The following is a 23235-nucleotide window of genomic DNA, read 5'->3' on the forward strand; positions in this document are numbered from 1 at the left end:
CCGTTGGGGATGTTCATCTGTACACGGCTGCGGAGCAAAAACCGTACGCCGACAGCAGCCCCGCTTCACGTGACACGCCTACGGCGGATAGTGCCGCACACCCCACACCCCACACCCCGCTCCGGGTCGGGTTTGTCGTCTGACGCTCCCCCTTAATGGGGTGATCATGACGAGCTGATCCGACACACTGGTTCGATGCGGCACGATGATGAACAGCCTTTGTCCGGCGGCAACGTCAGTGATGGTGTCGTTCGCGTCGGGGACACCGTTCGCCGTCCGGCCGGACCATGGACTCCCGCTGTGCATGCCCTGCTCGCCCACCTGCACGAGGTGGGATTCGGCGCGGCGCCTCGTCCGCTCGGCATTGACGATCAGGGGCGTGAGGTCCTGACCTTCATGCCGGGAGATGTGGTCTGGCCCGACCGGTTCTCGCTGATGGAACCCGCTCGACAACTGGCTCGTGTGGCACGGCTGATCCGGGACTTCCACGACGCCGTGCAGGACTTCACGCCGCCCTCCGATGCGCGGTGGCAGACGCTGATCCCCGCTGAGGGCAGTGACATCGTCGCCCATAACGACCTGGCCCCCTGGAACCTCGTGGTCGCAGAAGAGGCACGGTGGGCCTTCATCGACTGGGACGCTGCAGGTCCCGGCTCGCGCCTGTGGGATGTCGCATACGCCATTCACGGGTTCATCCCGCTGTCCGCGCATCCGGACTGGCAGAGCCCGGACGCGGCGGACCGACTGCGAGTCTTCGCCGACGCCTACGGTCTGGCTGAGTCCGAACGCCGTCGGTTGGTCCCCCTGCTGGGGCGCCGTACGCGTTCCATGCACGACTTCCTGCGCGACCAGGCAGCCCGAGGAGCCCCGCCCTGGGCAAGGCTGTGGGCCGAAGGCCACGGCGACGCCTGGCGAAACGACGCCGAATACATCGAGCAACGCGAAGAGCAGTGGATGCAGGCTCTGCTCGTCGGCTGAGGCATCAGTGCCCGTGCCTGGCTCCCGGCGTCGAACGACACCTCGAACTGGATCACTCACCTTGGCGTTCGCCGGGCATTGAAGCGGCCTTCGCCTGATCATGTGCTCCGACCAAGGTGCACCCATCGAGACGAAGGCCGTGAGGGTGAGTCTGCTGCCTGACGCCAGGGCGGTCTGCACGGTCCAGCGGCCGGGGCCCTTCTGACCGGCGGCGTCGGCGACGATGTCCACGAACGGCTTGCGGGTGACGGCGTCGGTGTGGGCGAGGACCTCAGCGGTGATCTCGACCAGGTAGGAGCCGAGTCGGCCGGCGTTCCAGAGAGCAGCCCGAGCCTCACCCTGCTCTTCTGGGCGCGGGCCCGCCGCGTGGTGATCGACAGGGGCGGACGCGGGCCGTTGTCCCCTGCAGAACGGGGGCCTTGCCCTGGCGTCGAGCTGGTGCTCGGCGTGGTGCCGGGTCGGGCACCGTCCTCGGTGACGACTAGGCCGTTGCCGTTGAAGCCGGCGTCGTAGTCGATCGGGGAGCTGCTCAGGTCCATGCCCCCGTGCAGCGGCTGCCGGACGGGCTTGCCCTGCAGTTGCGCGGCGGTGATGCGCCACAGCGCCGGATAGGTGGAGTCGGAGATATAGACGTCGCCGTTCGGGGCGAGGGCCCCATCGTTGAGGAAGCCGTCGGGACGGCCGGTGCCGAACACGTGGAGCAGGGCGCGGGTACGGGTGTCGTAGACGAACACCTTGCCCGTGGCGCCGCCGGCGACGATGAGCCGGCCCGCGCGGTCGGTCTTCATGCCGGCCACGGAGGTGCGCCCGTCCTCACCGCCCGGCACGAACACCTTGGTCTCGGACTGGTGGACGTCACCGCGGTAGATGGTGCCGTCGCTGGTGCTGCCGACGTAGAAGTAGGGGTGCCGTGCTGGCGGGCTATGCCCTCGGGGTAGGTCTTGCTGCCGGGGATCGTGTAGCTGCTGGGCAGGGGAGAGCGGTGGTGGGCCGCGGCGACGGCCGGCTTCCCGGCCGGGTCGGCGGCGGCGAGGGCCGCCGGGGCCGCCGCACCCAGGACGAGGAGTGAGGCCACCGCGACGGCTGCGGTGTGCGGGTGGCGAAGACGGGCTGGTGACATGACAGGTCTTCCTGCGGGGTGTGAGTCAGGGGTGGGGAAGAGAAGCGGGGCCGAGGTCAGCGGTCGGCGGGGAACAGCGACCGGTTGGCGATGTCGATGATGAACGTGCCGACATGCGACGGGTAGCGGTCCACGATCGCCTTCTTGTACGCCTCGCCGTCCTCTCCGAGCAGTTCGCGGGCGTCGGCGAGGTAGCGGTGCACCTCCTCGTAGACTTCCGGCCCCGTGGGCAGGCCGTGGCCCGCCAGGATCGTGTCGTAACCGGACTCGGCGGCCAGCGCGTCGACGGCCTGCTGCCAGCCGATGACGTCGTTGTTGCCCAGGTAGAGGTGGACGTCGTTGTAGACGAGGTCCTGCGCGACCAGGACGCCCTGGGCGGGCAGCTTGATGAGGAGTTCGTCGGCGGCCTCGCCGCCGGAGACGGCCTCGAAGACGAACGGGACGCCGTCGATGACCTCGGTGCCGGGGGTGAGTTCCACGGCCGGGGTGAAGTCGGTGACCGGGATGACCTGGCCGGTGGGCAGTTGGCTGTCGCCGCGCGCGACGATCTGCTCGCGCACCTCGGCCAGCGCGTGGACGGGGACGCCGAAGCGGGCGGCGCCGTTGGTCCGGGTGGGCGTGAGTGACGATCAGCCGGTCCAGCGGCTTGCCGAGCCCCTTGGCCTAGGCGACGGCCTCGTCGGCGTAGGCGGAGGTCAGCTGGGCGTCGACCGCGATGATCCGGGCCGGAGTCTCGATCAGCTGGGTGGTGGTGTGGAAGGTGTCCGCCGGGGACATGTAGCTGTGGATGCGGACGACGCCCTTGTCGAGGACCGTGACCGTGCCGTGCATGGGAGTGCTCCTTGCGGTACGGGCGGCCTTGCGCCGCCTCGACGTCCTCTACTCTCGCCGCGAAACCGCAGGCAGGCGAGATACGCTGGAGACCCGGCATGGTAAATCGAGGACATTCAGGAGACCGTGATGATCTCGGCGGATCTTGACGAGGCCGGACTTTCCCGGGGCGGCGCCATTCCTCGGCTGGACTTCAACCCGCCCGAGGAGCGGGTCCCAGGCTTCGAGATCATCGATCTGGCCACCCTGCACGAGCGGCGCCGGCGTCGGCGCAGTCGGCCAGACCTCTTGACGCAGTGACTGGTTGATCGGCACGGCGGTGCGCAGCGCACCATAAAAGCGTTGCCGAGCTGCGGCATTTGCCGACTCCGGCCCTCCCGCAGGGCACCCACCGTTCCAGGCGGAAGTCGGCCAACGGGATGGCCTAATATCCGAATTGACCGGCAACAGCTGGTGTCCTCGTTCGTGTGCACGTCCATGGGAAGGGAGAGGGCCACTTGCCCCCCAAGGATCGGGCCCATGAGAACGGCGCCGTTCTCGTCGGCAGACAGGCGCAGATCGAGTGTCTTTCCGCGGTTGTCAAGGATCTGGCCGACGGCCGGGGAGCGATCCTTGAGGTCACTGGAGAGCCGGGGATCGGCAAGACCACGCTGCTCGGCCTGCTCGCCGAGCGGGCTGCCGAGGCTGGGGTGCTGGTGGTGCGAGCCCACGCCGCGCGCGGTGCGACACAACCCGGCCAGGTCATCACCGAGGTGCTGGACGCTCTGGAGGTGCGGGATCCTTCGATCCCCCGGGAGTTCGGCGCCGGGGCGGATGCCGAGGTGCGGAGCGTGCTGGGGCGCTGGGCTGCGCGGCGCGGCGGCGTGCTGGTCCTCGACAATGTGCATCTGTGCGACGAGCAGTCCGCGAGACTGATCGCGCAGCTCGTGCGGAGACCCCCACCCGGCCCGTTCGTCCTGGCGCTGGCACACCGCCCGCGGCAGTCAGGCCTGGTGCTGAGAGAAGCGCTCGAGCACGGAGCCGAGACCGGCTCGGTCATCCGCCTGGCCCTCTCCTCCTTGGACCTGCGGGCGACATCCACCTTGCTCGGCCACGGAGGGTCTCACACCGACACCACCTCCCCACCCGCCTTCTCCCACTCGGCGCGTGACCACGCGTACACCGAGTGGCGCGCCTCTCCCGCACCCGTGGTCGACGGCACGTACGCCGAGCAGTTGCACGCCGCTTCCGGCGGCAACCCGCGGATGCTGCGGATCCTGGTCGCGGCGCGGTGGGACCCGGACGAGTGGCCGCTGAGTGCCGGTCCGGACCGGGACGGCATGCTCCGGGAGGCCGTCTCCGTCGTCACCGAGATGGACTCCCTCACCGCTGACGCCGCGCTCTCGGTCCAGGCCGCCGCCGTTCTCGGCGATCCTTTCCTGCCGGACGACGTCGCCGCGGTCTGCGATCTCGGTCTGGAACGGACCCTCATAGCGTTCACCGAACTCGTCGAAGCGGACTTGATACGGCCGTTGCCCTGGGGCGGCGGCTACGTCTTCCGGCACCCGGTGCTCGGCCACGTCGCCCTGGAACACGCTTCGCCGTCCCTGCGCGTCAACGCGCACAGGCGGGCCCTGGATCTACTCACCACGCGAGGAGCGTCAGCGCTCCGACGTGCCCGCCAGGCCGAGCATCTGGTGGGCGCGGGCAGTGCGGAGGCCCGGCAGGTTCTGGTCGAGGGCGCGGCGGAGGCGATGGCCAAGTCCCCGGCCGCCGCTGCCCGCTGGCTGCGCCTGGCGCTGGACCACCTGCCCGCCGGAGAGACGATCAGCGCCTCCCGGGTCGTTCTGGTGCTCGACCACTGCCGGGCCCTGAGTGCCGTGGGCCGCCTGCAGGAAGCTCGTTCCCTGGGGCACGATCTGCTCCGGCACCAGTCGGATCTCGCGGAGGACCTGCGGCTGAGCGCCTACGCCGTGTGCGGAGAGCTGGAGCGGTTGCTGGGCCGCCACCAGGAGGCCGAAGCCGTGGTCCGGACGGCACTCGACCTCCTACCCCGTCCGCTGCCGGTTCCGCTGCCGGCGCCGGCGGCCGAACTGATCACCGCATACGGGCGAGTGCAGTTGTTCCGGGGCGCCTACGGCGAGGCACGTGACCTGGTCCGAGAGGCGGCGAAGGCTGCCGGAGCCGTTGGCCCGGCGGTGCCCTATTTGCGGGCCCTGGGCGCCCTCGGCGACACCCAGCTCGGGCTGCTGCCCGAGGCCGTCGCAGAGGTCACCGAGTGTGCGCGGATCGTGGACGCCCTGCCGGACGCCGCTGCCGTCACCATGCCCGACGTCCTGGCGATGCTCGGCTGCGCGGAGTTGTTCCAGGAGCGGTTCCATGACGCCTATCGGCATCTGGAACGAGGACTGCAGGCGACCACGGGTGCCACCCGGAGGTTCATCCGGATCAACCAACTGGTGGCCCTGTGTCACCTCGACCAGCTGACGGGTCGTCTGGAGCCGCTCTGTCGCCGTGCCGAGGAGGCCGAGCGACTCGCCCGGATGAGCGGGGTCGACGAAGCCGCCGGGATCGCCATGATCCTGCGGGCGACGGGGCTGCTGTGGACCCGTCCGCGGCGGGACACCGACAGGTTGCTCGAACTCGCCGGGGAAGGGCTCTCCCTGGCCTTGCGCCAGCGGGGTTGGCGGGCAGCCGTAGCGGTCGGCCTGCGCGCCCAGGCCCAGTTCCTCGGCGGAGACCCGGCAGGCTGTCTGCGCACCCTCGTCGAGGAGGGCGGCCCGCAACTGCAACGGCTGCTGCGGGCCTGGCAGCCTTCTCTCCTGGCCCTCGCCTCCGTCGCGGCACTGCGTTGCGGTGACATCGACGCCGCACGCGACTGGGCGAAAACGGGGGAGACCGTGGCCGAACAGCTGGGGCTGCCTCTGCAACAGCAACACGTGCGCAGAGCCCGGGCAGAGCTCCACGCCGCCGAGGGAGAACACCGCCTGGCGGCAGGGCTGTTTCACGAGGCCGCGGAGTCGTTCCGCCGCGCGGGCCTGCCGGTGGAACACGCCTGGACCCTGGTGACCGGTGCGCCTTCGGTCCACGCGGCCCACGGCACCGGGCAGGCGCTGGAGTGGCTCGACATGGCGGGAAAGGCCGCTCGGGCCTGCGGCGCACAACGGATCCGTGAGGAGGCGGCAAGGGTCAGGAACCTGCTGCCGGCGTCCTGCGCCGCCAACGGTGCGGTGGTCGCAACGACGCAGGAGGCGAGCGCCCGGGCGACGATGGCTCTTCTCACCGAGCGAGAGCGGGAGATCGCGGAACTGGCGGCAGGAGGCAAACGCACCAAGGAGATCGCAGAGCAGCTCTTCGTCAGCACCAGGACGGTCGAAGCCCACCTCGGCCGTATCTACCGCAAGCTCGGCATACCCTCCAGGGCGGCACTGTCGCGCGCACTCGGCGGAGTGGTCCCCCGGCCGACCGTCTGACTGGTCGCTCTGGTCCCATCCCGTCGTCGCGGCTCCGCCGTCTCGTTCTGCGGCCGTGTACGGGTTTCCACGAATATGCCCGCGCCCGGGTGCGGCAGGCCGGCCTGGCGTCGGCAGCCCGTGAACAAAACCTTGTCACCCGGCGCCGGTCGGGACGGGAGGACAGCCGCCGCCTCCGGTGCGAGCGCCACCCGGTCGGCGGCCGACACAGGGCACGAGCATCGCGGCGTCGCCTGCGTTGCCTGCGTTGCCAGGGTGAGCAGATCGACAGCGGTGAGCCGCGGCTGTCACCGCCAGGTGGACTCTGGTCGGCTGGTCCGCCGCGCGACCGCGACCGGGGCCCTGACGCACCGCCGGCCTCGTCGCGTAGGTGATGCCATGACCGTGCTGACGAGTCTCCTCGTGTCCGTCCTGGCCCACGGCCCGCTCGCCGCCCGGACCGACGGCCGAGCCGTCTGTTTGCTCCCGGTCAGGAGCGCAGCCTGGGCAGCAGCGTCCGGACGGCGTCCGCCATGGCCGGCCAGGCCGCCGTGACCTGTTGATCCGTCAAGGGGCCAAGGCTCTCCTTGATGTTCTCGTAGCGGAAGGCCTCCGCGCCGAGGCCCGGCTCCTTCACCACCGGGCCTCGGGCCTCCTGCGGGGCCGAGGCCAGCCGGTACTTGTACAGCTTGATCGCGGTGGCGACGTCCTTCCACGCCGTGCAGTAGACGGTCGAACGGCCATCCGCCTTTGTCCCGGCCGTCCTGAAGGCCTGCGGGCATGCAGCGCCGCTGCCGGTCGCCGGATCGGAGCCGGTCCGCTGCCCCGACGGCTGGAGCGTCAGGCGGCGGACTGGTCGTGCAGCCTGCGGGCGACCGCCAGGAACAGGTGCAGGTTCGTGATCTGCTCGGCCAGGTGGTTGGACCAGAGGACGGGGCCACCCGATGAGTCGGTGGTCATGATGCGGACCAGGCCGCCCGCGGCATGCACCTCCCGGACCTCAGACCAGGGCAGGTTGCCCTTCCCGCCGGCGTACACGGCCGTGCGGGAGAGCGAGAGCGCTCCGAACGACACCGTGTCGCCCTCGCGGAGCGTCTCCAGCACGCCCGGTCCCTGCGCGTGCATCACCGCGTCCTGCATCCGGGGACCCCAGACGTCGGGATCCTCGTAGAACTCCGTGATCCGTATCGATCCCTGGCCGGGAGCGCTGGCCGAGTAGACGTATTTGGTCGGTGCTTTAACCCCGTTGATGACCAGCTGGACGATCTCCTGCTGGAGACGCAGTGAGTCCCAGCGCAGGGCGACCGGCTCGCCGCCGGACGGCGGGTGCACGACCAGCCCCTCCTCGAACAGGTGCAGCCGCTGGGCAGCCCGTTTCCGGCTGAAGTCGGGGAAGCGGCGCATGCTGAACCAGTAGTACAGCAGCCCGGGGACCAGGAAGAACATCATGAGCATGATGCAGTTGAAGACATGGGCGACGAACACCGTCCGACGGAGGCGCTTCGGCGCGAACGTGCCCTGGAGCGCCCCCAGCCGGTGGCGGGCGGCCAGGTCGGCGACCTCGGGCGATACGGAGGTGAGGGGAGTCATGATGCAGAGCGTCCGAGACGCTTCGACGTGTGACAACCGTGGATCTACGTAAATCCGTTACGTAATGGTCGGGGTGTGCCGATGACTGATGCGCAGTGGGCGCCGGATCGAGATCCGCCCCGATGGGGGGTGAGCCGGGTTTGTGCCCGTGGGGCCGGTTACCGTACTGGTCATGTCTGATGCTCTTCGGGATCACGGCACACGAGAACCGACCCTGGTGTGGGAAAGGCCGGCGGGCCGGGTGCGGCCTTCGGTGACGTTGCGTGGATTCAGGGACGGTTTGGGTGTGGCGGTCGTCGTGCCCGTCGGGGACGATCGCGTCCTGTTGGCCGCGACAGGCGATGACGAGGAAGACGACGTGGTGCGGCTGTGGGACCCGGTGACCGGCGAGCAGGTGGGTGGCCCTCTCCGGGAGAACTCGAAACAGGGTGGGCGTGTCACGGCGATGGTGGCTCTGCCGCTCGCCGGTGGGCACACCCGGCTTGCCACGGCGCACTACGACGAGGACGACGACGGGCATGTGGTGTACCTGTGGGACACGGTCACCGGCGAGCAGGTCGGCGGGCCGCTGCCAGGCCCGGAACCGGCGTCGAATCTGGTGGCCGTACCCACGCCGGACGGGCGGAACCTGCTGGCCGTCACCCCTCACGATGAGGAAGGGCTGTGGCTGTGGGATGCGGCCACAGCCGAACGGGCCGTCGGTCCGCTGAGCGCCCCGGCGGGCGTGGAGGACCCGAGCGCGATGGCGGCGGTGACGCTCGCTGATGGCCGCACGATGCTTGCCACTGCCCATGGTCACGGGGAAAGCGCCGTGGTGTGCCTGTGGGACCCGGTGACGGGCGAGTTGGTTCAGACACTGCTGTGCCCGCACGAAAGTGAGGGCTGGCCGAGTGAACTGGTGGCGGTGCAGCTGCCCGACGGAGGCAGGCTGCTGGCCTTGTCCTTCGATGACGACGATCACGAGACGGTGCGGCTGTGGGACGTGGCAACCGGTGCTCCGGTCGGCGAACCCATCACCGGTCTCGGGCTGCGTCCCGTCCCCATGGCCGACGGGACGACACTGCTGTCGATCGGGTCGGGACTGTGGGACCCGGCATCCGGGCGCCGAATCGGTGACCTGGGGGCGAACCGCGTCCCAGCCGCGGCGGCAGCGGTTCCGTTGCCGGACGGCCCCACACTGCTCGCGGGAGAAGTGCCCGGTGGTGCGGTCTGGTTGTGGGATCCCACCGCAGTGGAGCCACCGGCCGAGCCGGAGGACGTCGGCTGGGCCGGCCTTGTGGCGCCTGTGACGGTCCCCGACGGGCGAACGCTGCTCGCCACCCGCAGCGACACCACCGTCTGGCTGTGGGATCTGCGTACCGGCGCAACCGCCGGGCAGCTTCACACGGGCGATACGGATGTCCTCACGGCGATGGCGGCGGCGCCCCTGCCGGACGGACGCACCGTTCTCGTCACCGCCCACAGGAGCGGTGCCCTCCGGTCATGGGATCTGGCGACGGGCGGACTGGTCGGTTCGCTGCCGCCCGGCCGCACCAGCGAGATCCGCACCATGGTGCCGATCGCGTCGCCCGACGGGCGGATACTCCTGGCCACCGGTAGTCACTCGGGCATCATCCGTCTTCGCGACCCCGCGACCTGCGAAACCGCGAGTGATGTGTTCAACCGGCCCGAGCGACCGCCGCTGGCACTGGCCGGTGTACCGATGCCGGACGGACGCACCCTCCTGGCAAGCAGCGAAGCCACCCCCGCCCGGGGCGGCACGAGAGCTGTCCGGCTGTGGGACCCGGCCACGGGACTACCGGTCGGCGCCCCCTTCGAAAACCACAGGTACGTGGAGCACTTCGCGGCGATCCCCTTGGCGGACGACCGGACTCTCCTTGCAGTTCGGGACTTCGACGACTCGATCCGCGTCTGGGACGCCGACAGCCGACAGCTCGTCGGCGAGCTCACCGGCGGGCCCATGGCCGCGATCGCCCCGTCCGGCGGGCGCCCCCTGCTGGCCATCGCAAGGCGGGGCGCGATCGAGCTGTGGGATCCCCTGACCCGCCGGTGGGTGGACTCCCGTCTCCTGGAGCGACCGATCACGGCCCTGGCCGGTGTCGGGTCGAGTCTGGTCGTCGGATGTGCCGACGGCCTCGGCGTCATCGGCCTCGCCAGCTGAAAGTCCCCAACTGCCGTCAAAACCAAGCGACATCACCAAGGCGCTGCATGTCAGACGTTTACGCCAAGAAGCTGTTGCCGCGCGTCGGCCTGCCGGCTCGAAAGGGATGGCCCACCCGACCCTTACCGAACCGAACCTGGGATCGGTAGGAGTCCCGGCAGAGAGAGCCTCGCCGTATGGACCTGCAGAAGATGCTCGGGCTTTGGTGGACGGTGCCCGCTGGGCTGGCGTTGGTGGGTTATGCGTGTTCGCTGGCCGGGCTGACCCGGCCGCAGCGGGCGGTGTGGGTGACGGCTCGGGTCGTGGCGGTGCATCCGCCGGGACACGGTGAGCCGGGGAACCACGGGATTCCGGTCACGATCGAATACCAGGACCCCGGCACCGGGCGGGAGTTCAGGCTGCGGCACGAGAACAAGCGTGGCGACCGGGTCCAAGTGGCCTGGGTGGGGCAGGAGTTCCCGATCCGGTTTCCGCGGCGGCGGCCGGAGCGGTTCTATCTCATGCTGGACAGCGAGGGGCGGACCTCTGGTGTCGGTGGGCCGAACTGCATGGTGATCCTGCTGGTGTTGGGGCTGGTCGTCCAGTCGTTCTTCGCGTGGGGCTGGCAGTGGGGGCTGATCTGCGTCGGTGGCCTGCTGCTCCTCGTCGTCGCGCTGAGCCGGGACGGCGAGTACGCCCGCGCCCGCGCCGCTCAACTGGCCGAGGGCGTCACCGTCCAGGGCCGCGTGGTCGCCGTCACCAGGGACGTCCACTCCGACGCCGAAGGCGGCGAGAGCGTCAGCCACGCCTGCGTCGTCGCCTTCACCACCCATGAGGGCGTAGAGGTCACCGCGCTGTGCACGCAGGGCATCCGGAACATCGCCAGGTCCCTCGGCCGTGACATTCCCCTGCGTTACGCGCCCGCCGACCCGTCCCTCCTCACCGCCGACCCCGACCACGAACGCCGTGAACGCACGTCGCACATCAGGTTCGTCGTCTCCCTGCTGGTCACCGGGATCGCCGCGATCGGGGTGGGCGGTTACTGCCTCCACCACCCCTGGCCCTTCACCTGACGATGCAGGTCAGGGCCGCCCAGAGGAGGGGCGAGTGCTCGATCCGGCCGTCGGCGCGCCACCGGTCGAGCTGCTGTCGCTGCCAGGCGCCGAGATGGCGGACCGGGTCCTGGCCCTCGTGGGCCGCGTCCACGGCGACCACGGCCTCCGTGAGGGGCCGTACGGACTCCGGCAGACCGGCCAGGCGGTGGAAGGCGAAGCTGGTGGGGAGCACCCAGCGGGTGGCGGTGACCAGTTGGGCGCCGTTGTGGATCATCGCCGTCGCCAGGCCGAAGGACTCGGCGAAGCGGAGATCGCCGCCGCTCTCGCAGGCGATCAGCGCGACGCGCGGCGGTGCGGGCCAGAGTTGAGCGCCCGGCACGCCGTCCGCGCGCAGCGGGAGTGTGCCCAGGAGAAGGTCCTTGGCGGACAACGGGCGGTGGGTGCGCACCGGTTCGGTCATCCCCGTGGTCTCCGGGCCGCAGCACAGATGGAGGGTGACGTCCTCGCTCTGCCCGCCCTCGACGGGGGCGCCGCTGACGTGACCGACGTACATCAGGCGACGGGCACCCTTGCGCAGCACCTCGCCCAGCCAGCCGCGGTCGAGGTCGGTGCGGCGGAAGGCATCGGCGGGGGTGGCGAGGGACGGTACGACGGTGCCCGCGTCGAGCCTCCGCTGCACGAGGGACAGCAGCGCCGGGTCCGAGCCGGGCTGCCCCAGGACCGAGCCGAGCGGGGAGTCGGCGCGGAAGCCGGGGACGCGGGGGTCCAGGACGAGAACCACGGCGTCCGAGTCCGGGTCCTGATCGGTCGGAGCGATGCCTGCCCGTCGTAGCGATGCCGGTGCCGTGGTGGCGATGTCCACGAGGTCGATCAGCCGTACGTCGCTGTCGTCACCGTCCACGGCGAGCAGCTCCCACGGGACCTGGGCGACCCGGGGCGACGGCTGAAGCCGCATCAGCGGACGGCCCAGCTGGGCAGATACCTCACGGACCTGGTCGGTCAGGCCCGGCGGCCACAGCACCTCGGCCAGCATGCGGGAGAGGCGGCGCTCTTCCTCGTGCGTGGCCAGCGCGCCGGACTCGAACGCGCGCCGCATGCCTTCCGTGCCGTCGCCCGGAAGTTCGGCGGCCAGCGCGCGGATGGCCTCGTCCACGTCCGGCCCCGGGGTGTACCCGGTGCCGAAGCCCTGGGCCCCACGGGCCCATGTCCAGGTCATGTGCAGGTCACCGGCATCGGCGAGGCGGACCTGGACCACCGGACGGTTCGGGTCGGTCAGATCGTCGGCGGACAGAACGGCACCTCTTCCTCGCTCACGATCCGCCGGTGATAGCGGAACTCAGCTGCCTGGACGTACTCCTGGAGCGCGGTACGGCCGCCCGCCTCCGCCGACATCACGATCTTCGGTGGCGGTGCCACCCGCAGGCCGACGGAGGCGGCGGCCTCGGCCGCAATACCGCCCAGCGTCGGGGGAGCGTCGCCATCGGGGGCGTACGTCTTCATGGCGGCGTCCGGGAAGACCGCCCCCGCCCTGTCGGCGGTGTTCGTACGGCTCAGCGCCAGGGAGGCACCCGCGCACCGGTGTTCCACCAGTTCGAAGATCAGCCCCTGGTCGTTGCTGCGGAGGGCCAGACGGAAGACCAACCGCATGGCTTCGTCGGCCAGTTGGAGCCACTGGCTGCGGGCGTGGGCGGTGGCGAAGTCGTAGCGGGCCGCTTCCAGCGTCAGGGCGGCGGGCAGGGCGAGAGAGAGCGCGCCTGCGAGCGAGGCGCGTTCGTGGACGCCGTGGTCGGTGCGGTTCAGGTTGTCCTCAAGGGTTCGCGCGAGCATCAGGTCCACCTGGGCGCACCGCTCGTACACCCCGCGCTCCTGGTACACGTCCCGCGCGCCCTGGGCGAGCCGCTTCATCTCGTCGATGTCGCCCCGCTCGTACGCGTGCCGGGCGCCCATCAGCATGGTGTCGGCGGCGGCGATCGCGGCACCGACCCGCTGGAAGCGGGCCAGGCTGGACGCTGTCAGAGCGGCAGCGCCGGCCGCGTCCCCGCGGTGTGCGGCGATGGCGGCACGGGCCTGTTCGCACACCGCCAGGTCCTCAGCCTGGCCCTGCCGTTCGAAGATCTCGGCGGCCTGCGCGTACAACTCCTCCGCGCGGTCCAGGTCGCCGGCCTGCAGCGCCGCGTACGCCCGATGGGAGAGCACCTGTTGGCGCCCGGCGCGGTGGCCCAGCGTCAGATAGGCCTCCTCCGCGCGGGCGAAGTAGTCCTCCGCCTGCTCGAACCGCACGGTCGAGGCGCAGACGACCCCCAGACAGTCCAGCAGATACGGCTCGGCCAACGGCGCGTCGGCCAGCAGCGCGGAGGCCAGTTCCTCGGCCGCGCCCCACGCGCTGCGGTCCATCAGCAGATGCACCCGGCTCAGGCCGATCTCGGCGGTGCGCAGCCCCTCGATGTCGTCGAACTCCGACAACAGGGCCGACGCCTCGTCCATCGCCTCCTGCGCCTCGTCGAACTGCCCAGTCCTGCGCAGCAGTTCGACCCTGGCCAGCAGTGTCTTCAGCAGGATCTCCAGCCACAGCCGGCGGCCGTTCGGTCCCATCGGCACGGACGCGATGCCCCGCACCAGGTCGAGGGACCGCTCGATGGACAGGGCCGCGCCGGGCAGATCCGTGGCCGCGAGCCGAACCGTCCCGATGTCGGACAACAGGTGCCCGCGCAGAAGTCGTACGTCGGGGGAGTCCTCGAACGACTCGGCCACGGCGAGGAGTTCGCCGTAGACGGCCAGCGCCGCCGGGAGATCCGGGGTGAGTTGATGCTGTTCGGCGAGCGCGAAGCCGCTGTCGAAGGGCTCGCCGTAGCTGAGCCCCGCCGCCTGCTCTTCCTGTTCCGCCGCGTCTTCCGCGTCTTCCGGGCTTTCCAGGTCTTCCGGGTCTTCCGGCATGGGCTAGAAGTCCTCCTCCACGGCAGCGGCAGCCGCGAGCTCGGCGAGGAACGGCTCCGGGTGTGCGGCCTCGCTGTCGTGCGGTGCCGTCGCGACGCCGAGCCGGTGCCAGGCCAGGGCTCGTACTGCCTCACGTGCCGCACGGTCATCGGCGCCCGGTCCCGGGTCGAACCCCGGCAGCAGGATGCCGACTTCGATGCTCGGTGTCGTCGAGGCCGGGATGTCCAGGTCCGCCCGGCCGGTCCACACGTCGTCCCGCCTGGCCAGCGGAACGCGGTTCGGCGGGCTGCCGTCCACGTGGACCTCCGCCGCGAGGTGCACCCCGCCCACGGGGGCCGCGATGTCGGCGACGACCTCGACCTCGATCCGCCGATCGGCACCGAGCGCGTACGCGGTCCAGGACACGGCGTTCTCGGCCGCGTCGACGAAGCCGGGCGGATAGCGGCACCAGTCGTTGGTCCCCGAACCCCGGGCGATCACTCGGCCGGTCGCGGTGCGGAGACTACCTGCAGCGAGAGCGAACTCCTGCTGCGGTACGAAGAGTTCGGTGAGGTCGAGCGGCGTGGCTGTCGGCCTTTGGTCCTGGTCCAGGGCTGACCGGAGGTGCCGTAGCGCCTCCCCGTCCAGCCCGGCGTTGTCGGCCGCGTCGTCGATCAGCCGCAGGACACGGTCCAGCTGGCGAGGGGGGTCCGCCGACTGCCGCCAGCGGATCAGCGGATCGAGCGCGGCCAGGTGCTCCTCCAGCAGCTCGATTCCCTCCAACTCCCCTGACTCGTCCAGGAGCTGCTGGCATTCGTGGGTCAGTGCGGCCAACTCAAGGCCCAGCACGTCCGGTTCGAGCGCGGGAATCCCGTCCAGGTACGACGTCGGCCACCAGCGGGCCGCCCAGTGCCCGAGGGCGAGGCGGGCGGCACCCTCGGCGAGGGCGGTCGGCTGCTCGGGCAGCGTCAGCTCGGTGGCCGGGGTGCCCGACGCCAGGGCGTCGACAGCGGCGGCCGTGCGCTCGCCGTAGACCGCCCACAGCCACTGCTGGGCCTGCCCCACATCGTGAATCTCCGCCGCCGGCAGACCTGTTGGGCCAAGCACGGGCCAGGTCAGGACAGCGCCCGCGACTTCGAGAACGGCCCGGGTGAAGGCGGGACCGGCGGAGGGTCCCGCGATGCGTACGCTGCCGTCCTCGGCCCGCGTGACGGCACAGCGCCGTTCAGGCATCACGCGCTCCTCGGCTCGGCGGCGGCCTCGGCGGTCGCCGACAGGGTGCGCAGTGCCGCACGGACTCGTGCGCGGTGGTCCATCATCACCGAGCGGGCGACTCCGTCGAGCACGCCCCAGGCCGATACCGCGTCGGGCAGTGCCGCGTCGCGGACGTCGCGCCCGTGCAGCCTTACCCAAAGGCGCCGCATGTACGCGGCCCACGGGGTGCGCAGGTCCTGGGCGAGGGCGTCCAGCACACCGCCGTCCGGGTCGGGGCGGGGGGAGACGGTCATCCTGCGGGCTCGGAGGACCGAAGCCTCCCGCTGCCAGCGGCTGTTGACGATGCGGTGTGCCGCCGTCGACCCCGCCACGGAGGTCCCGGCGCCCAGCGGATCGAGGCCCACCGCGAGTCGGCCGCCGAGCACGACGGTGACGCGCAGGGTCTCGTCGTACAGGCCAAGCGGGGCGCAGCTGCGGTCGACCTCCCGCCGGACGAGCTCCGGCACGGTCGGCAGTTGCTCGCGGTGGGCCGACGCCTGGAGCACGGTGAAGAGCCGTTCGAAGAGCGTGCGGTCGAACGGCGCGGGGAGTGTGGCGGTCGAGGCGCTCCGGCCGACCTCGGGGCGTGGGGGCACGCGGTGCGCGGTCAGTCCGAGGTGCGGGGGTACGTCGGCGCGGTCCCAGACGTCGGCCGGGTGCGCGCCCCACAGGGCTCGCCCGACCAGGCTGCCGTGCCCGGCCCGGACCATGGCGGCGAAGGCCGTCGAATCAACCCCCGCCGCACCGCAGGCCTCGAGAACCTCGGCCGCCAAGCGCGTATCGGCGGCGCCCGGTACCGCTCCGCGTCCGTCCCACGCCGCCGCCAGCTCGGCGTCGAGCCGCGCGCGCCGGGCGGCGTCCGCCAGATGCTCCTTCAGCGCCTCCACCGTCCGTCCGCCGGAAGCATCCACGACGTCCTCGAGTACCGCCCTCGCCACCGCGTCCGCGCCGGGCCCCGGCGCCCCGTGCTCGGTCGCCAGCTCGAAGCACCGCTGGAAATACAGGTCCTGGGGGTTGCCCGCCACGATCCCCAGTGCCCGGCGGGTCTTCTTCAACAGGGTGAACCACCGTGCAGTCGCTTCCAGAACCGCACCGGACTCCCGTATCAGCGCGTCGAGTCGCTCCGCCTCCCGCGCGTCGAGGAAGTCGGCGGCAAGCTCCGGACGCAGCGCGGGCCGGACGATCAGCGGCAGCACGATCAGCTTGACCGTCCGGGTCAGCGGCGCGCCACCGGGCCCGCTCAGCGCCTGGGGACCCGGTCCGAGGCCGCGCCAAGCCCTGTCGATGACCATGGCGCGCGGACGGCGCTCGCCGGTCGACGGCTGGCTCGGGGACGGCATGGGCAGAGCGTACGTCCTGGGGAACTGGCGGTCGAACCTGGGATCGGTAGGCGCTGCCCGCCTCCTAACGTCCACACCACCAGGCAGAACGGACCGGAAGGGCAGGCACAGCATGGGAATCTTCGGCAAGGGCAAGAGCCGTGAGGAGAAGGCCGCCAAGATCGCGGAGCAGGTGGCCGGCGGCAAGGGCTTCTACGGCCGTATGACGCGCGCGACGCTCGGCCGCGAGGACTACGCCAAGCTCCGGCAGTCGATCGGCGCCTACAACTCCGGTGCCACTGTGCGGCAGTTGCTCGCCATGGGCGTACCGACGGTCCCCGCCGTCGTCGTGTCGATCAGCGACACCGGCAAGCTGGTCAACTTCGACCCGGTCGTCGACCTGGTCCTCCAGCTGACCGGGGTCACCGCCGACCCGATCACGCTCCAGACCATCGTTTCGAAACTGCGCATCCCCCGCGCCGGTGATCAGGTACTACTGATCGCGGACCCCGCCAACCCCGGCGGTTACCTCTACGCGGGAGACGGAGCGACGCCGTGACGACACCGCCGTACGAAGTGCGGGCGAACGACACCACCCTGCTCACCTTCGACGGCCGGGTGCTGGAGTTGTTCGGTTTCGGCGGCGCGCACCGCCTGCACATCTGGCAGGAACCCCGGCTGGAGTTCGGTACCGGCCGCAAGCCCACGATGGCGGTCACCATTGGGCAGCCGGGAGTGCCCCGCCACCACTTCCCCTATGACCCGGGGCGCCTTGACGCCCTGCGTGCCTTCGCCGTGCAGCTGGCGCGGGGCGTGGCCGAGAGACCGCGGCTCTGATGTGACCGACGGGGAGAACGGACCCGCGCCGACACAGGTGTCGAAGGGTGCTCGTCATCGCGCATACGGTGAGTTCGTCCCGCTCGGCCCGGCCTCCGCCAGCTGCTTGGTCAGATGTTCTTCGAGTTCGTCCAGTTCCGCCCGCCGCGCAGTGATCCGTTCCAGCCGCTCGGGATCCAGCATGCACCGGACCGTAGATGGCCGCCCGGCCCCCACGAGCAGGAACCACCGAACTGTCCGGCTCCGTCAGACGAGCTACTCCGGAGACTGCCGCCGACGACCAGTGCGAGTACCCCGAGACTCAGTCACACCAGCCCTTTGACCTGTGATTTCAAGTTGGCGGAGGCTCAATGCGCGGCATTGACGAGTGCATGCGCGGCTCCGGCCGGGTGATGCGGGCCGGTTTCCGGAAGAGTTGGACACCTGGCACCCGCACGTCTGCGATTTCGCCAAGCCCGAGGTGACGGACCAGTGGGTCACCGCCAACCCCCATGAACGAAATGGTCACCAAGGAGTCCTTCGACGACGTCGACCGCGGCGTGTTCGTCGCTGCGTGGTCTGATCGGCGAAGCCCTCAGTCCCCGAGGACGCGGTGGCCCTGTCAACTGCCCTGACTCCCCGCCGCGCCCCCGGCCTTCACGCCCACCCCGCACGCTGACAGGTATCCGCCATGCAGTGCCTGGACCCCATAGGAGATCACGGCCGAGCCGCGGATACCCCAGGCCCAGCGGCTGCGGCAGATAGCCATCGGCACCCGCCAGCGCGGCAAGACGATCGGTGGCGCGGGCGTCACCGACGAGTCGATGCTGTCCATGGCCCTCCACCTGCGCGAGCAGGAGATGAGCCTGGGCGAGCAGGAGATGAGCCTGGGCGACATCGCCGAACGCCTCGTCATCATCACCGGCACGAAGAAAGGTCAGCACCCCCTCCCTCACCTGCCACCGTCATGCGCATGAGGCCAGTGATCGTCACGGCGGAGGTTGAAAACACTTCGGCAGGCTTCGGGCGGAGACGGCGCGGCATGGTCTCACCAGGCAATCGGCCCGTCCTCGGCCAAAAAGGCGCCCGTCGGGCCGTCCTCGCCCGCAGTCGCCAGATCAACCGCCACGGCCGCGCCCTCCTCCGCCGTGCGTATCCCGGAGTGACGGTTGAGGTCGGTCGCGCAGTAGCCGGGACTCACCGCGTTGACCAGGATCCCTTCGGCGCGCAGTTCATTGGCGTAGAGCACGGTGATTGCGTTCAGCGCGCTCTTCGAGGTGCAGTAAGGGAGGAGCACCGAGGAGTAGGCGGACCACGGGCTGCCCGGGTCGGCCAGGTGGGCGAGGGAGCCGAGTTCGCTGGACATGTTGACGATGCGTGCGGCAGCGGAGCGGCGTAGCAGGGGGAGCATGGCGTGGGTCACCGCGATGACGCCGAACACGTTGGTCTCGTAGACCTGCCGGACGGTGGCGGCGGGGGTTTCACTCGGTTTTTGCCGTCCGGCGGCGATCGCGGCGTTGTTGACGAGGATGTCGAGGCGGCCGAACGTGGCGTCGATGTGCTTGGCGGCGGCCTGGACCGAGATCTCGTCGGTGACGTCCAGCGGTACGAACCGTACGTCGGCGCCGTCGGCGCGAAGCTCCTCGGCCGCCGCCTCGCCACGCTCGGCGTTGCGGGCACCGATCAGCACGGTGATGCCGAGGGCTGCGAGCCTGCGCGCCGTTTCCATGCCGATGCCCTTGTTCGCGCCGGTGATCAGAGCAGTCTTCTGCGAAGTCGTCATGGCACCCAGCCTCCCCTCACCCATGGGCGTCAGGGAAAGACCAGAAGACTCTGGATCTATAGTCCACAGATATGAGTGAGCTAGAGGTGCGGGAGCTGAGGTACTTCATCGCGGTCGCCGAGGAACTGAACTTCAGCCGGGCCGCGCAACGCCTGGGGATGGCGCAGCCCCCGCTGTCGAAGGCGATCGCTCAGATGGAGTCCCGGCTCGGCGTACGCCTGCTGGAGCGCACCACCCGGCAGGTGAGGCTGACCAACGCCGGTCAGGTGCTGCTCGACCAGGCCCGGATCGCGGTCGACGCGGTGCACGCGGCGGCCCGGCGAGCACAGCGGGCCGGTCAGCCGGCACCCCAGCTCGTCGTGGCGGTCAAACCGGGAGGCGATGCCGGGCTGCTGCGGGAGATCCTCGCCGCCTACCGGGGAACGGGTTCGCATCTGCCGCCGCCTGAAGTCGTCGTCGGCGGCAGCGGAGAGCCGATCACCATGCTGCGGGACGGCCGTGCCGACGTAGCGCTGCTGCGCAGCCCGTTCGACGGTCAAGGGCTGGATTCCCAGACGCTCGTGGTCGAGCCGCGACTGGCCGTCCTCCCCGCCGCGCACCGCCTGGCCGGACGCCGGCGACTGCGGCTGACCGACCTCAAGGGCGAACCGATCCCACGCTGGAAAGGGGCCGCCCCCTCCACCACCGCCTACTACACAGGATGCGACGGAGCGGAAGCAGGCGACGGCCACACAGGCTTGGCATCGGCGGACACTCCTGAGGGGCCGCTCGTGGCCAGCGTCGAGCAACTCCTGGAGGTGGTCGCACTGGGCCAGGCGGTGGCGTTCCTGTCACTCTCCACCACCAAGCGGCACCAGCGCCCGGACATCGCATACCGGCCGGTCACCGGCCTCAGCCCCAGCGCGGTCATGGTCGCCTGGCCGGAGACCTCGCGATCCGCAGCCGTCGCCGCCTTCGTCCAAGCCGCCCACGACGTCGCCGCCCACCACCCCGACCACATGACCGCACTGGCCTACTGACCGGGGGCACTCACCCTCACGTTCTGGGACGGCTACAAGGTCCACCTGACCGAGACCTGCGAGCCGGACCGCCCGAACTTGATCACGCACGTCGCCACCACCGACTCCACCGTCCAGGACGTGCGGCTGGTCGCCCCGATCCACGCTCATCTTGCTGAGCGCGATCTACTGCCGGACCGGCACCTGGTCGACGCGGGCTACGCGACGGCCCGCGAAGTGGTCACCCCCCGCCGGGACCACAAGGTCGACCGATGGGGCCGATCCTCGCGTCGACCAGCCGGCAGACCAAGGACGGCGGCGGCTTCTCCCAGGCCGACTTCACCATCGACTGGGACAACCAGCAGGTGACCTGCCCCAACGGCATCACCACCAGCAACTGGCGGTAAGGCCGCTCCCAGTACGGGGCAGCCGTGGTCCGGGCACGGTTCCCGACGGCTGCCTGCCGGCCCTGCACGGCGCGAGAGCCACTTGGACGGCCTGACGGGCGCCAAGGCTCCGGCAGCGTTGGAGCCGGCCCGCATGGGCGCTTCGCATCCGATGACGTAGCGGACGGCGAAGGACACCGACGGCATGGAGAAGCCGATGTGGCGCTGCCTCCTGGGCCCATTGGAGGCCGTGGCGGGCCGCGGCCGGTGGAGCGTACAGCACCCGGGCTCCCGTGCGGGTCGCCTGGCCGCCGACTTTCGCGCCCATGGCGCCGGGATGCAGAAGCGTCAACGTGGTCTTGGGGCTCACGTTATGAGGGGGCCGTCACCGGGCCCCGCGCGCGATGCCGACAACCATGCGCGGGCCATGACTTGCCCTCCGTCAGTCCCGTCGTATTCAAACATTCAACAAGGAATCTTCGCGCCTGGCAAAGAGCTCTACCCGCATAGATGATCCCGGTGCTGTCATGCTCACGACCGCCCGGAATTCCTGCCGGGCAACGCTCCGGGAGATCCCCCCCCATGCCCCGAATATCCCGCTCCCTGGTCACCGCCCTGTCCTCCCTCGCCCTCGCCGCCGCCGGCCTCACCGTCGCAGCCGGCACCGCGCACGCGCAGAGCTGCAGCCAGGACTACCTCCCCCTCCCCGACCCCAGCTGCCAGCCCGGCGACTTCAACCCGGACGTCACCCAGTCCACCATCGACTCCACCATCTGCGTCTCCGGGTGGACCGCGACCGTCCGGCCGTCCAGCTCCTACACCACCGCGCTGAAGAAGAAGCAGATCGTCGAGTACGGCTACTCGGACACCAGCACCTCGGACTACGAGGAGGACCACTTCGTCCCCCTCGAACTCGGCGGTTCCCCCAAGAGTGAGCTCAACCTCTGGCCCGAGCCGGAGTACGGCACCAAGACCGCCGCCAACAAGGACACCGTCGAGAACAAGCTCAAGAAGGCCGTCTGCGCCGGCACCGTCACCCTCGCCGACGCCCAGGACGCGATCGTCACGGACTGGACGACCGCGCTGTCGAACCTCGGCCTGAGCTGATCCCGCCCGCTCGACGCAGGGGTCGGTCTCCTCCTCCGGGAGTAGCCGGCCCCTCTCGGCCTCCTCTCGGGAGGCAGCGAGTGTGCGTCGATAGTGTTATGGACATGCCCGATGTCTGGATCGGCTTCAACTCTCGTGATCGGCAGAGGTACTGGTGGCGGACCGGCATCCTGACGCTGGCGCTCGCTGGTGTGATGGTGGCGATGAGCTTGACCACGCATGAACCGGGCAAATGGTGGTGGGTCGGTGGCGTAGGGGTCTTCTCCGTGGTCGTGGTCTTCAGCACGATCAACTCGATCTATGGCCGGGTCCTCCTGACCGCGACGGGGTTGGAGTTCCGCACCTTCGTCAGCAGGCGAGTGGTCCTCTGGAGCGAGGTCGCCCGCATCGAGAAGCGGCAGCGGGTGTCACGGAGCGGAATCTGGTGGGACCTTCGGGTCGCCAGGGCCCATGGGCGCTCGCTCACGATTCCGGGGACCCTCACCAGCCGGATGACGGATGACGGATGCCGAGCTTGAGCGGAAGCAGGCAGCCATCCAGAAGTGCTGGTCCCGCGCAGTCGGCGGCTGACGGAACTCATGCCGCGAGAGCCTCGTCCGCGGTGGGCAAGGCGACGGTCTCGTCGAAGAACTGTCCGTGCTGGAGGCATTGGTAGAGCTGTCCGAGCATGCGGTTGAAGAGGTTCCTCTGTGCGGCAGCGGGCCAGTCTCCGTGGTTGTCGCGGCGCCTGCGGTAGTGGGCTTTGGCGCCTGGTGAGGCAGTGATGGCGGAGAAGGCCCATAAGTAGCCGGCGTGGTTGAGGCGGTCGTTCTTCACCCACCGGCGGGTGATGCTCGACTTCTCGCCGGAGGTCCTGGTGATGGGTGAGGCGTCGGTGTACGCCTTGAGGCCGCGGGCATCGGCGAACCTGGTGCGGTCGTCTCCGATCTCGGCGAGCACCCGGGCGCCGATCTGGACGCCGAGGCCGGGGGAAGCTGAGCATGATCTCAGCGTCTTGATGCTGAGGGAAAGTGTCTTCGACCGCTTGCCCAGGTCATTGGCAGCAGTGCAAGCGGCCTGGAGTTGGACCAGGAGTGCGAGCATCTGCTTGCCGAGCGCGTCCTCGACCAGCGCGGGCTGGTGTGCCCAGTCGGCGCGGAAGACCGCCCTGAGCCGGTCGGCCTCGGCTGCGATGCCGCGTTGGCGGCCGGCTCGCTTCAGAGCGGCTTGCAGCTGCGTGCGTGTCAGCAGGGCGGCTCGCCGTCGGTGTCGGAGCCGCCTTGAGGAGTTCGTGGGCCTCCGGTCGGCACAGACCGTTGCGCCAGGATTCGAAGGCGGCCGGCTCGGAGGGGCAGTACTCCCGCAGCAGCGAGCGCAACTGATTGGAGATTTGCTGCCGGTTCCAGGTGGCGTCCTGTTGGGCTCGGGCGAGCACGGCGACTGCGCGGGCCCGGTCGCTGTCCTGCGGCAGCGGCCGGAAGAGGATCGGCTGCCTGGCCTTTCCCGGCGGTCGCTGACAGATAAGGGTTGGTCCG

Annotated in this window: 21 protein-coding genes and 4 pseudogenes; 13 read left to right on the forward strand and 12 right to left on the reverse strand. The window is 70.3% G+C overall.

The annotated features are described in order from the left end of the window. Positions 1 to 195 precede the first annotated feature (195 nt). Positions 196 to 978 (forward strand): phosphotransferase enzyme family protein, encoded by a 783-nt coding sequence (locus ACZ5SK_RS42910; RefSeq protein ID WP_468577668.1) that lies wholly within the window; start codon positions 196 to 198, stop codon positions 976 to 978. A gap of 155 nt (positions 979 to 1133) precedes the next feature. Here the strand turns inward: ACZ5SK_RS42910 and ACZ5SK_RS42915 are convergent. Together ACZ5SK_RS42915 and ACZ5SK_RS42920 are read right to left on the reverse strand one after the other, a co-directional pair. Continuing rightward, a pseudogene (locus ACZ5SK_RS42915) lies at positions 1134 to 1296 on the reverse strand (NADP-dependent phosphogluconate dehydrogenase); the annotation flags it as partial. 858 nt (positions 1297 to 2154) lie between these two features. Further along, positions 2155 to 2929 (reverse strand): annotated as a pseudogene (locus ACZ5SK_RS42920) (MBL fold metallo-hydrolase). A 129-nt stretch (positions 2930 to 3058) separates the two neighbouring features. Here ACZ5SK_RS42920 and ACZ5SK_RS42925 point away from each other — a divergent pair. Further along, a complete protein-coding gene (locus ACZ5SK_RS42925; protein ID WP_468158810.1) occupies positions 3059 to 3229 on the forward strand; it encodes a hypothetical protein in 171 nt (56 codons plus the stop codon). Positions 3230 to 3426: 197 nt separating this feature from the next. Next, the gene (locus ACZ5SK_RS42930; protein ID WP_468419165.1) at positions 3427 to 6381 is read left to right on the forward strand and encodes a helix-turn-helix transcriptional regulator; all 2955 of its coding nucleotides are present in this window, start codon (positions 3427 to 3429) and stop codon (positions 6379 to 6381) included. A gap of 469 nt (positions 6382 to 6850) precedes the next feature. Here the strand turns inward: ACZ5SK_RS42930 and ACZ5SK_RS42935 are convergent, their stop codons facing one another. Then, positions 6851 to 7000 carry a hypothetical protein gene (locus tag ACZ5SK_RS42935; protein ID WP_361703645.1) on the reverse strand — a complete coding sequence of 50 codons (150 nt, stop codon included), beginning with the start codon at positions 6998 to 7000 and terminating at the stop codon, positions 6851 to 6853. A 200-nt stretch (positions 7001 to 7200) separates the two neighbouring features. Then, positions 7201 to 7950 (reverse strand): DUF6585 family protein, encoded by a 750-nt coding sequence (locus ACZ5SK_RS42940; RefSeq protein WP_361703642.1) that lies wholly within the window; start codon positions 7948 to 7950, stop codon positions 7201 to 7203. Positions 7951 to 8236: 286 nt separating this feature from the next. Between ACZ5SK_RS42940 and ACZ5SK_RS42945 the strand changes: the two genes are divergently transcribed. Together ACZ5SK_RS42945 and ACZ5SK_RS42950 are read left to right on the forward strand one after the other, a co-directional pair. Further along, positions 8237 to 10111 carry a WD40 repeat domain-containing protein gene (locus ACZ5SK_RS42945; RefSeq protein WP_468577672.1) on the forward strand — a complete coding sequence of 625 codons (1875 nt, stop codon included), beginning with the start codon at positions 8237 to 8239 and terminating at the stop codon, positions 10109 to 10111. 176 nt (positions 10112 to 10287) lie between these two features. Further along, positions 10288 to 11163 (forward strand): DUF3592 domain-containing protein, encoded by an 876-nt coding sequence (locus ACZ5SK_RS42950; protein ID WP_334574038.1) that lies wholly within the window; start codon positions 10288 to 10290, stop codon positions 11161 to 11163. On the opposite strand, the gene ACZ5SK_RS42955 is transcribed toward ACZ5SK_RS42950, so the two are convergent. From ACZ5SK_RS42955 to ACZ5SK_RS42970, 4 genes are read right to left on the reverse strand one after another with little or no spacing between them, the layout of a single operon-like run. Further along, the gene (locus ACZ5SK_RS42955) at positions 11156 to 12361 is read right to left on the reverse strand and encodes a CHAT domain-containing protein (protein WP_468577674.1); all 1206 of its coding nucleotides are present in this window, start codon (positions 12359 to 12361) and stop codon (positions 11156 to 11158) included. The genes ACZ5SK_RS42950 and ACZ5SK_RS42955 overlap by 8 nt on opposite strands. Before the next feature lie 56 nt (positions 12362 to 12417). Further along, entirely contained in the window at positions 12418 to 14079 is a 1662-nt protein-coding gene (locus ACZ5SK_RS42960) for a tetratricopeptide repeat protein (protein ID WP_334574034.1), read from the reverse strand. Positions 14080 to 14082: 3 nt separating this feature from the next. After that, entirely contained in the window at positions 14083 to 15291 is a 1209-nt protein-coding gene (locus tag ACZ5SK_RS42965; protein WP_468577676.1) for a hypothetical protein, read from the reverse strand. Further along, the gene (locus ACZ5SK_RS42970; protein WP_361703632.1) at positions 15291 to 16652 is read right to left on the reverse strand and encodes a hypothetical protein; all 1362 of its coding nucleotides are present in this window, start codon (positions 16650 to 16652) and stop codon (positions 15291 to 15293) included. The genes ACZ5SK_RS42965 and ACZ5SK_RS42970 overlap by 1 nt, the downstream gene beginning before the upstream one ends. Positions 16653 to 16764: 112 nt before the next feature. Here ACZ5SK_RS42970 and ACZ5SK_RS42975 point away from each other — a divergent pair, with 112 nt between their 5' ends. Continuing rightward, the gene (locus ACZ5SK_RS42975; RefSeq protein WP_334574028.1) at positions 16765 to 17190 is read left to right on the forward strand and encodes a hypothetical protein; all 426 of its coding nucleotides are present in this window, start codon (positions 16765 to 16767) and stop codon (positions 17188 to 17190) included. Continuing rightward, positions 17187 to 17468: a hypothetical protein gene (locus tag ACZ5SK_RS42980; RefSeq protein ID WP_334574027.1), complete on the forward strand. Its 282-nt coding sequence runs from the start codon at positions 17187 to 17189 to the stop codon at positions 17466 to 17468. Before ACZ5SK_RS42975 ends, ACZ5SK_RS42980 begins: the two co-directional genes overlap by 4 nt. A gap of 54 nt (positions 17469 to 17522) precedes the next feature. On the opposite strand, the gene ACZ5SK_RS42985 is transcribed toward ACZ5SK_RS42980, so the two are convergent. Next, positions 17523 to 17651 (reverse strand): hypothetical protein, encoded by a 129-nt coding sequence (locus ACZ5SK_RS42985; RefSeq protein WP_334574025.1) that lies wholly within the window; start codon positions 17649 to 17651, stop codon positions 17523 to 17525. Between the two features lie 167 nt (positions 17652 to 17818). Here ACZ5SK_RS42985 and ACZ5SK_RS42990 point away from each other — a divergent pair. Beyond that, positions 17819 to 18082 (forward strand): annotated as a pseudogene (locus ACZ5SK_RS42990) (hypothetical protein); the annotation flags it as partial. On the opposite strand, the gene ACZ5SK_RS42995 reads toward ACZ5SK_RS42990, so the two are convergent. Beyond that, positions 18070 to 18282: a hypothetical protein gene (locus tag ACZ5SK_RS42995; RefSeq protein WP_457495303.1), complete on the reverse strand. Its 213-nt coding sequence runs from the start codon at positions 18280 to 18282 to the stop codon at positions 18070 to 18072. The pseudogene ACZ5SK_RS42990 and the gene ACZ5SK_RS42995 sit on opposite strands and share 13 nt — an antisense overlap. On the opposite strand from ACZ5SK_RS42995, the gene ACZ5SK_RS43000 reads away from it, so the two are divergent. Then, positions 18281 to 18424, forward strand: a complete 144-nt coding sequence (locus tag ACZ5SK_RS43000; protein ID WP_457495302.1) for a hypothetical protein — start codon at positions 18281 to 18283, stop codon at positions 18422 to 18424. The two genes, ACZ5SK_RS42995 and ACZ5SK_RS43000, sit on opposite strands and share 2 nt — an antisense overlap. Positions 18425 to 18495: 71 nt before the next feature. On the opposite strand, the gene ACZ5SK_RS43005 is transcribed toward ACZ5SK_RS43000, so the two are convergent. After that, the gene (locus ACZ5SK_RS43005; protein ID WP_334574019.1) at positions 18496 to 19230 is read right to left on the reverse strand and encodes an SDR family oxidoreductase; all 735 of its coding nucleotides are present in this window, start codon (positions 19228 to 19230) and stop codon (positions 18496 to 18498) included. Positions 19231 to 19301: 71 nt separating this feature from the next. On the opposite strand from ACZ5SK_RS43005, the gene ACZ5SK_RS43010 reads away from it, so the two are divergent. The 4 genes from ACZ5SK_RS43010 to ACZ5SK_RS43025 all read left to right on the forward strand — a co-directional run bounded on the left by ACZ5SK_RS43010 (position 19302) and on the right by ACZ5SK_RS43025 (position 22239). Next, positions 19302 to 20249 (forward strand): LysR family transcriptional regulator, encoded by a 948-nt coding sequence (locus tag ACZ5SK_RS43010; RefSeq protein WP_334574017.1) that lies wholly within the window; start codon positions 19302 to 19304, stop codon positions 20247 to 20249. Between the two features lie 251 nt (positions 20250 to 20500). Then, positions 20501 to 20635 carry a hypothetical protein gene (locus ACZ5SK_RS43015; protein WP_334574015.1) on the forward strand — a complete coding sequence of 45 codons (135 nt, stop codon included), beginning with the start codon at positions 20501 to 20503 and terminating at the stop codon, positions 20633 to 20635. Between the two features lie 561 nt (positions 20636 to 21196). Then, positions 21197 to 21721: a hypothetical protein gene (locus tag ACZ5SK_RS43020; RefSeq protein WP_334574013.1), complete on the forward strand. Its 525-nt coding sequence runs from the start codon at positions 21197 to 21199 to the stop codon at positions 21719 to 21721. Positions 21722 to 21825: 104 nt separating this feature from the next. Continuing rightward, positions 21826 to 22239: a hypothetical protein gene (locus tag ACZ5SK_RS43025; RefSeq protein ID WP_334574012.1), complete on the forward strand. Its 414-nt coding sequence runs from the start codon at positions 21826 to 21828 to the stop codon at positions 22237 to 22239. Positions 22240 to 22297: 58 nt separating this feature from the next. On the opposite strand, the pseudogene ACZ5SK_RS43030 reads toward ACZ5SK_RS43025, so the two are convergent. Beyond that, positions 22298 to 23177: pseudogene (locus ACZ5SK_RS43030) on the reverse strand (transposase); the annotation flags it as partial. Between the last annotated feature and the right edge of the window lie 58 nt (positions 23178 to 23235).

The organism is Streptomyces sp. NPDC031474, from assembly GCF_055581185.1.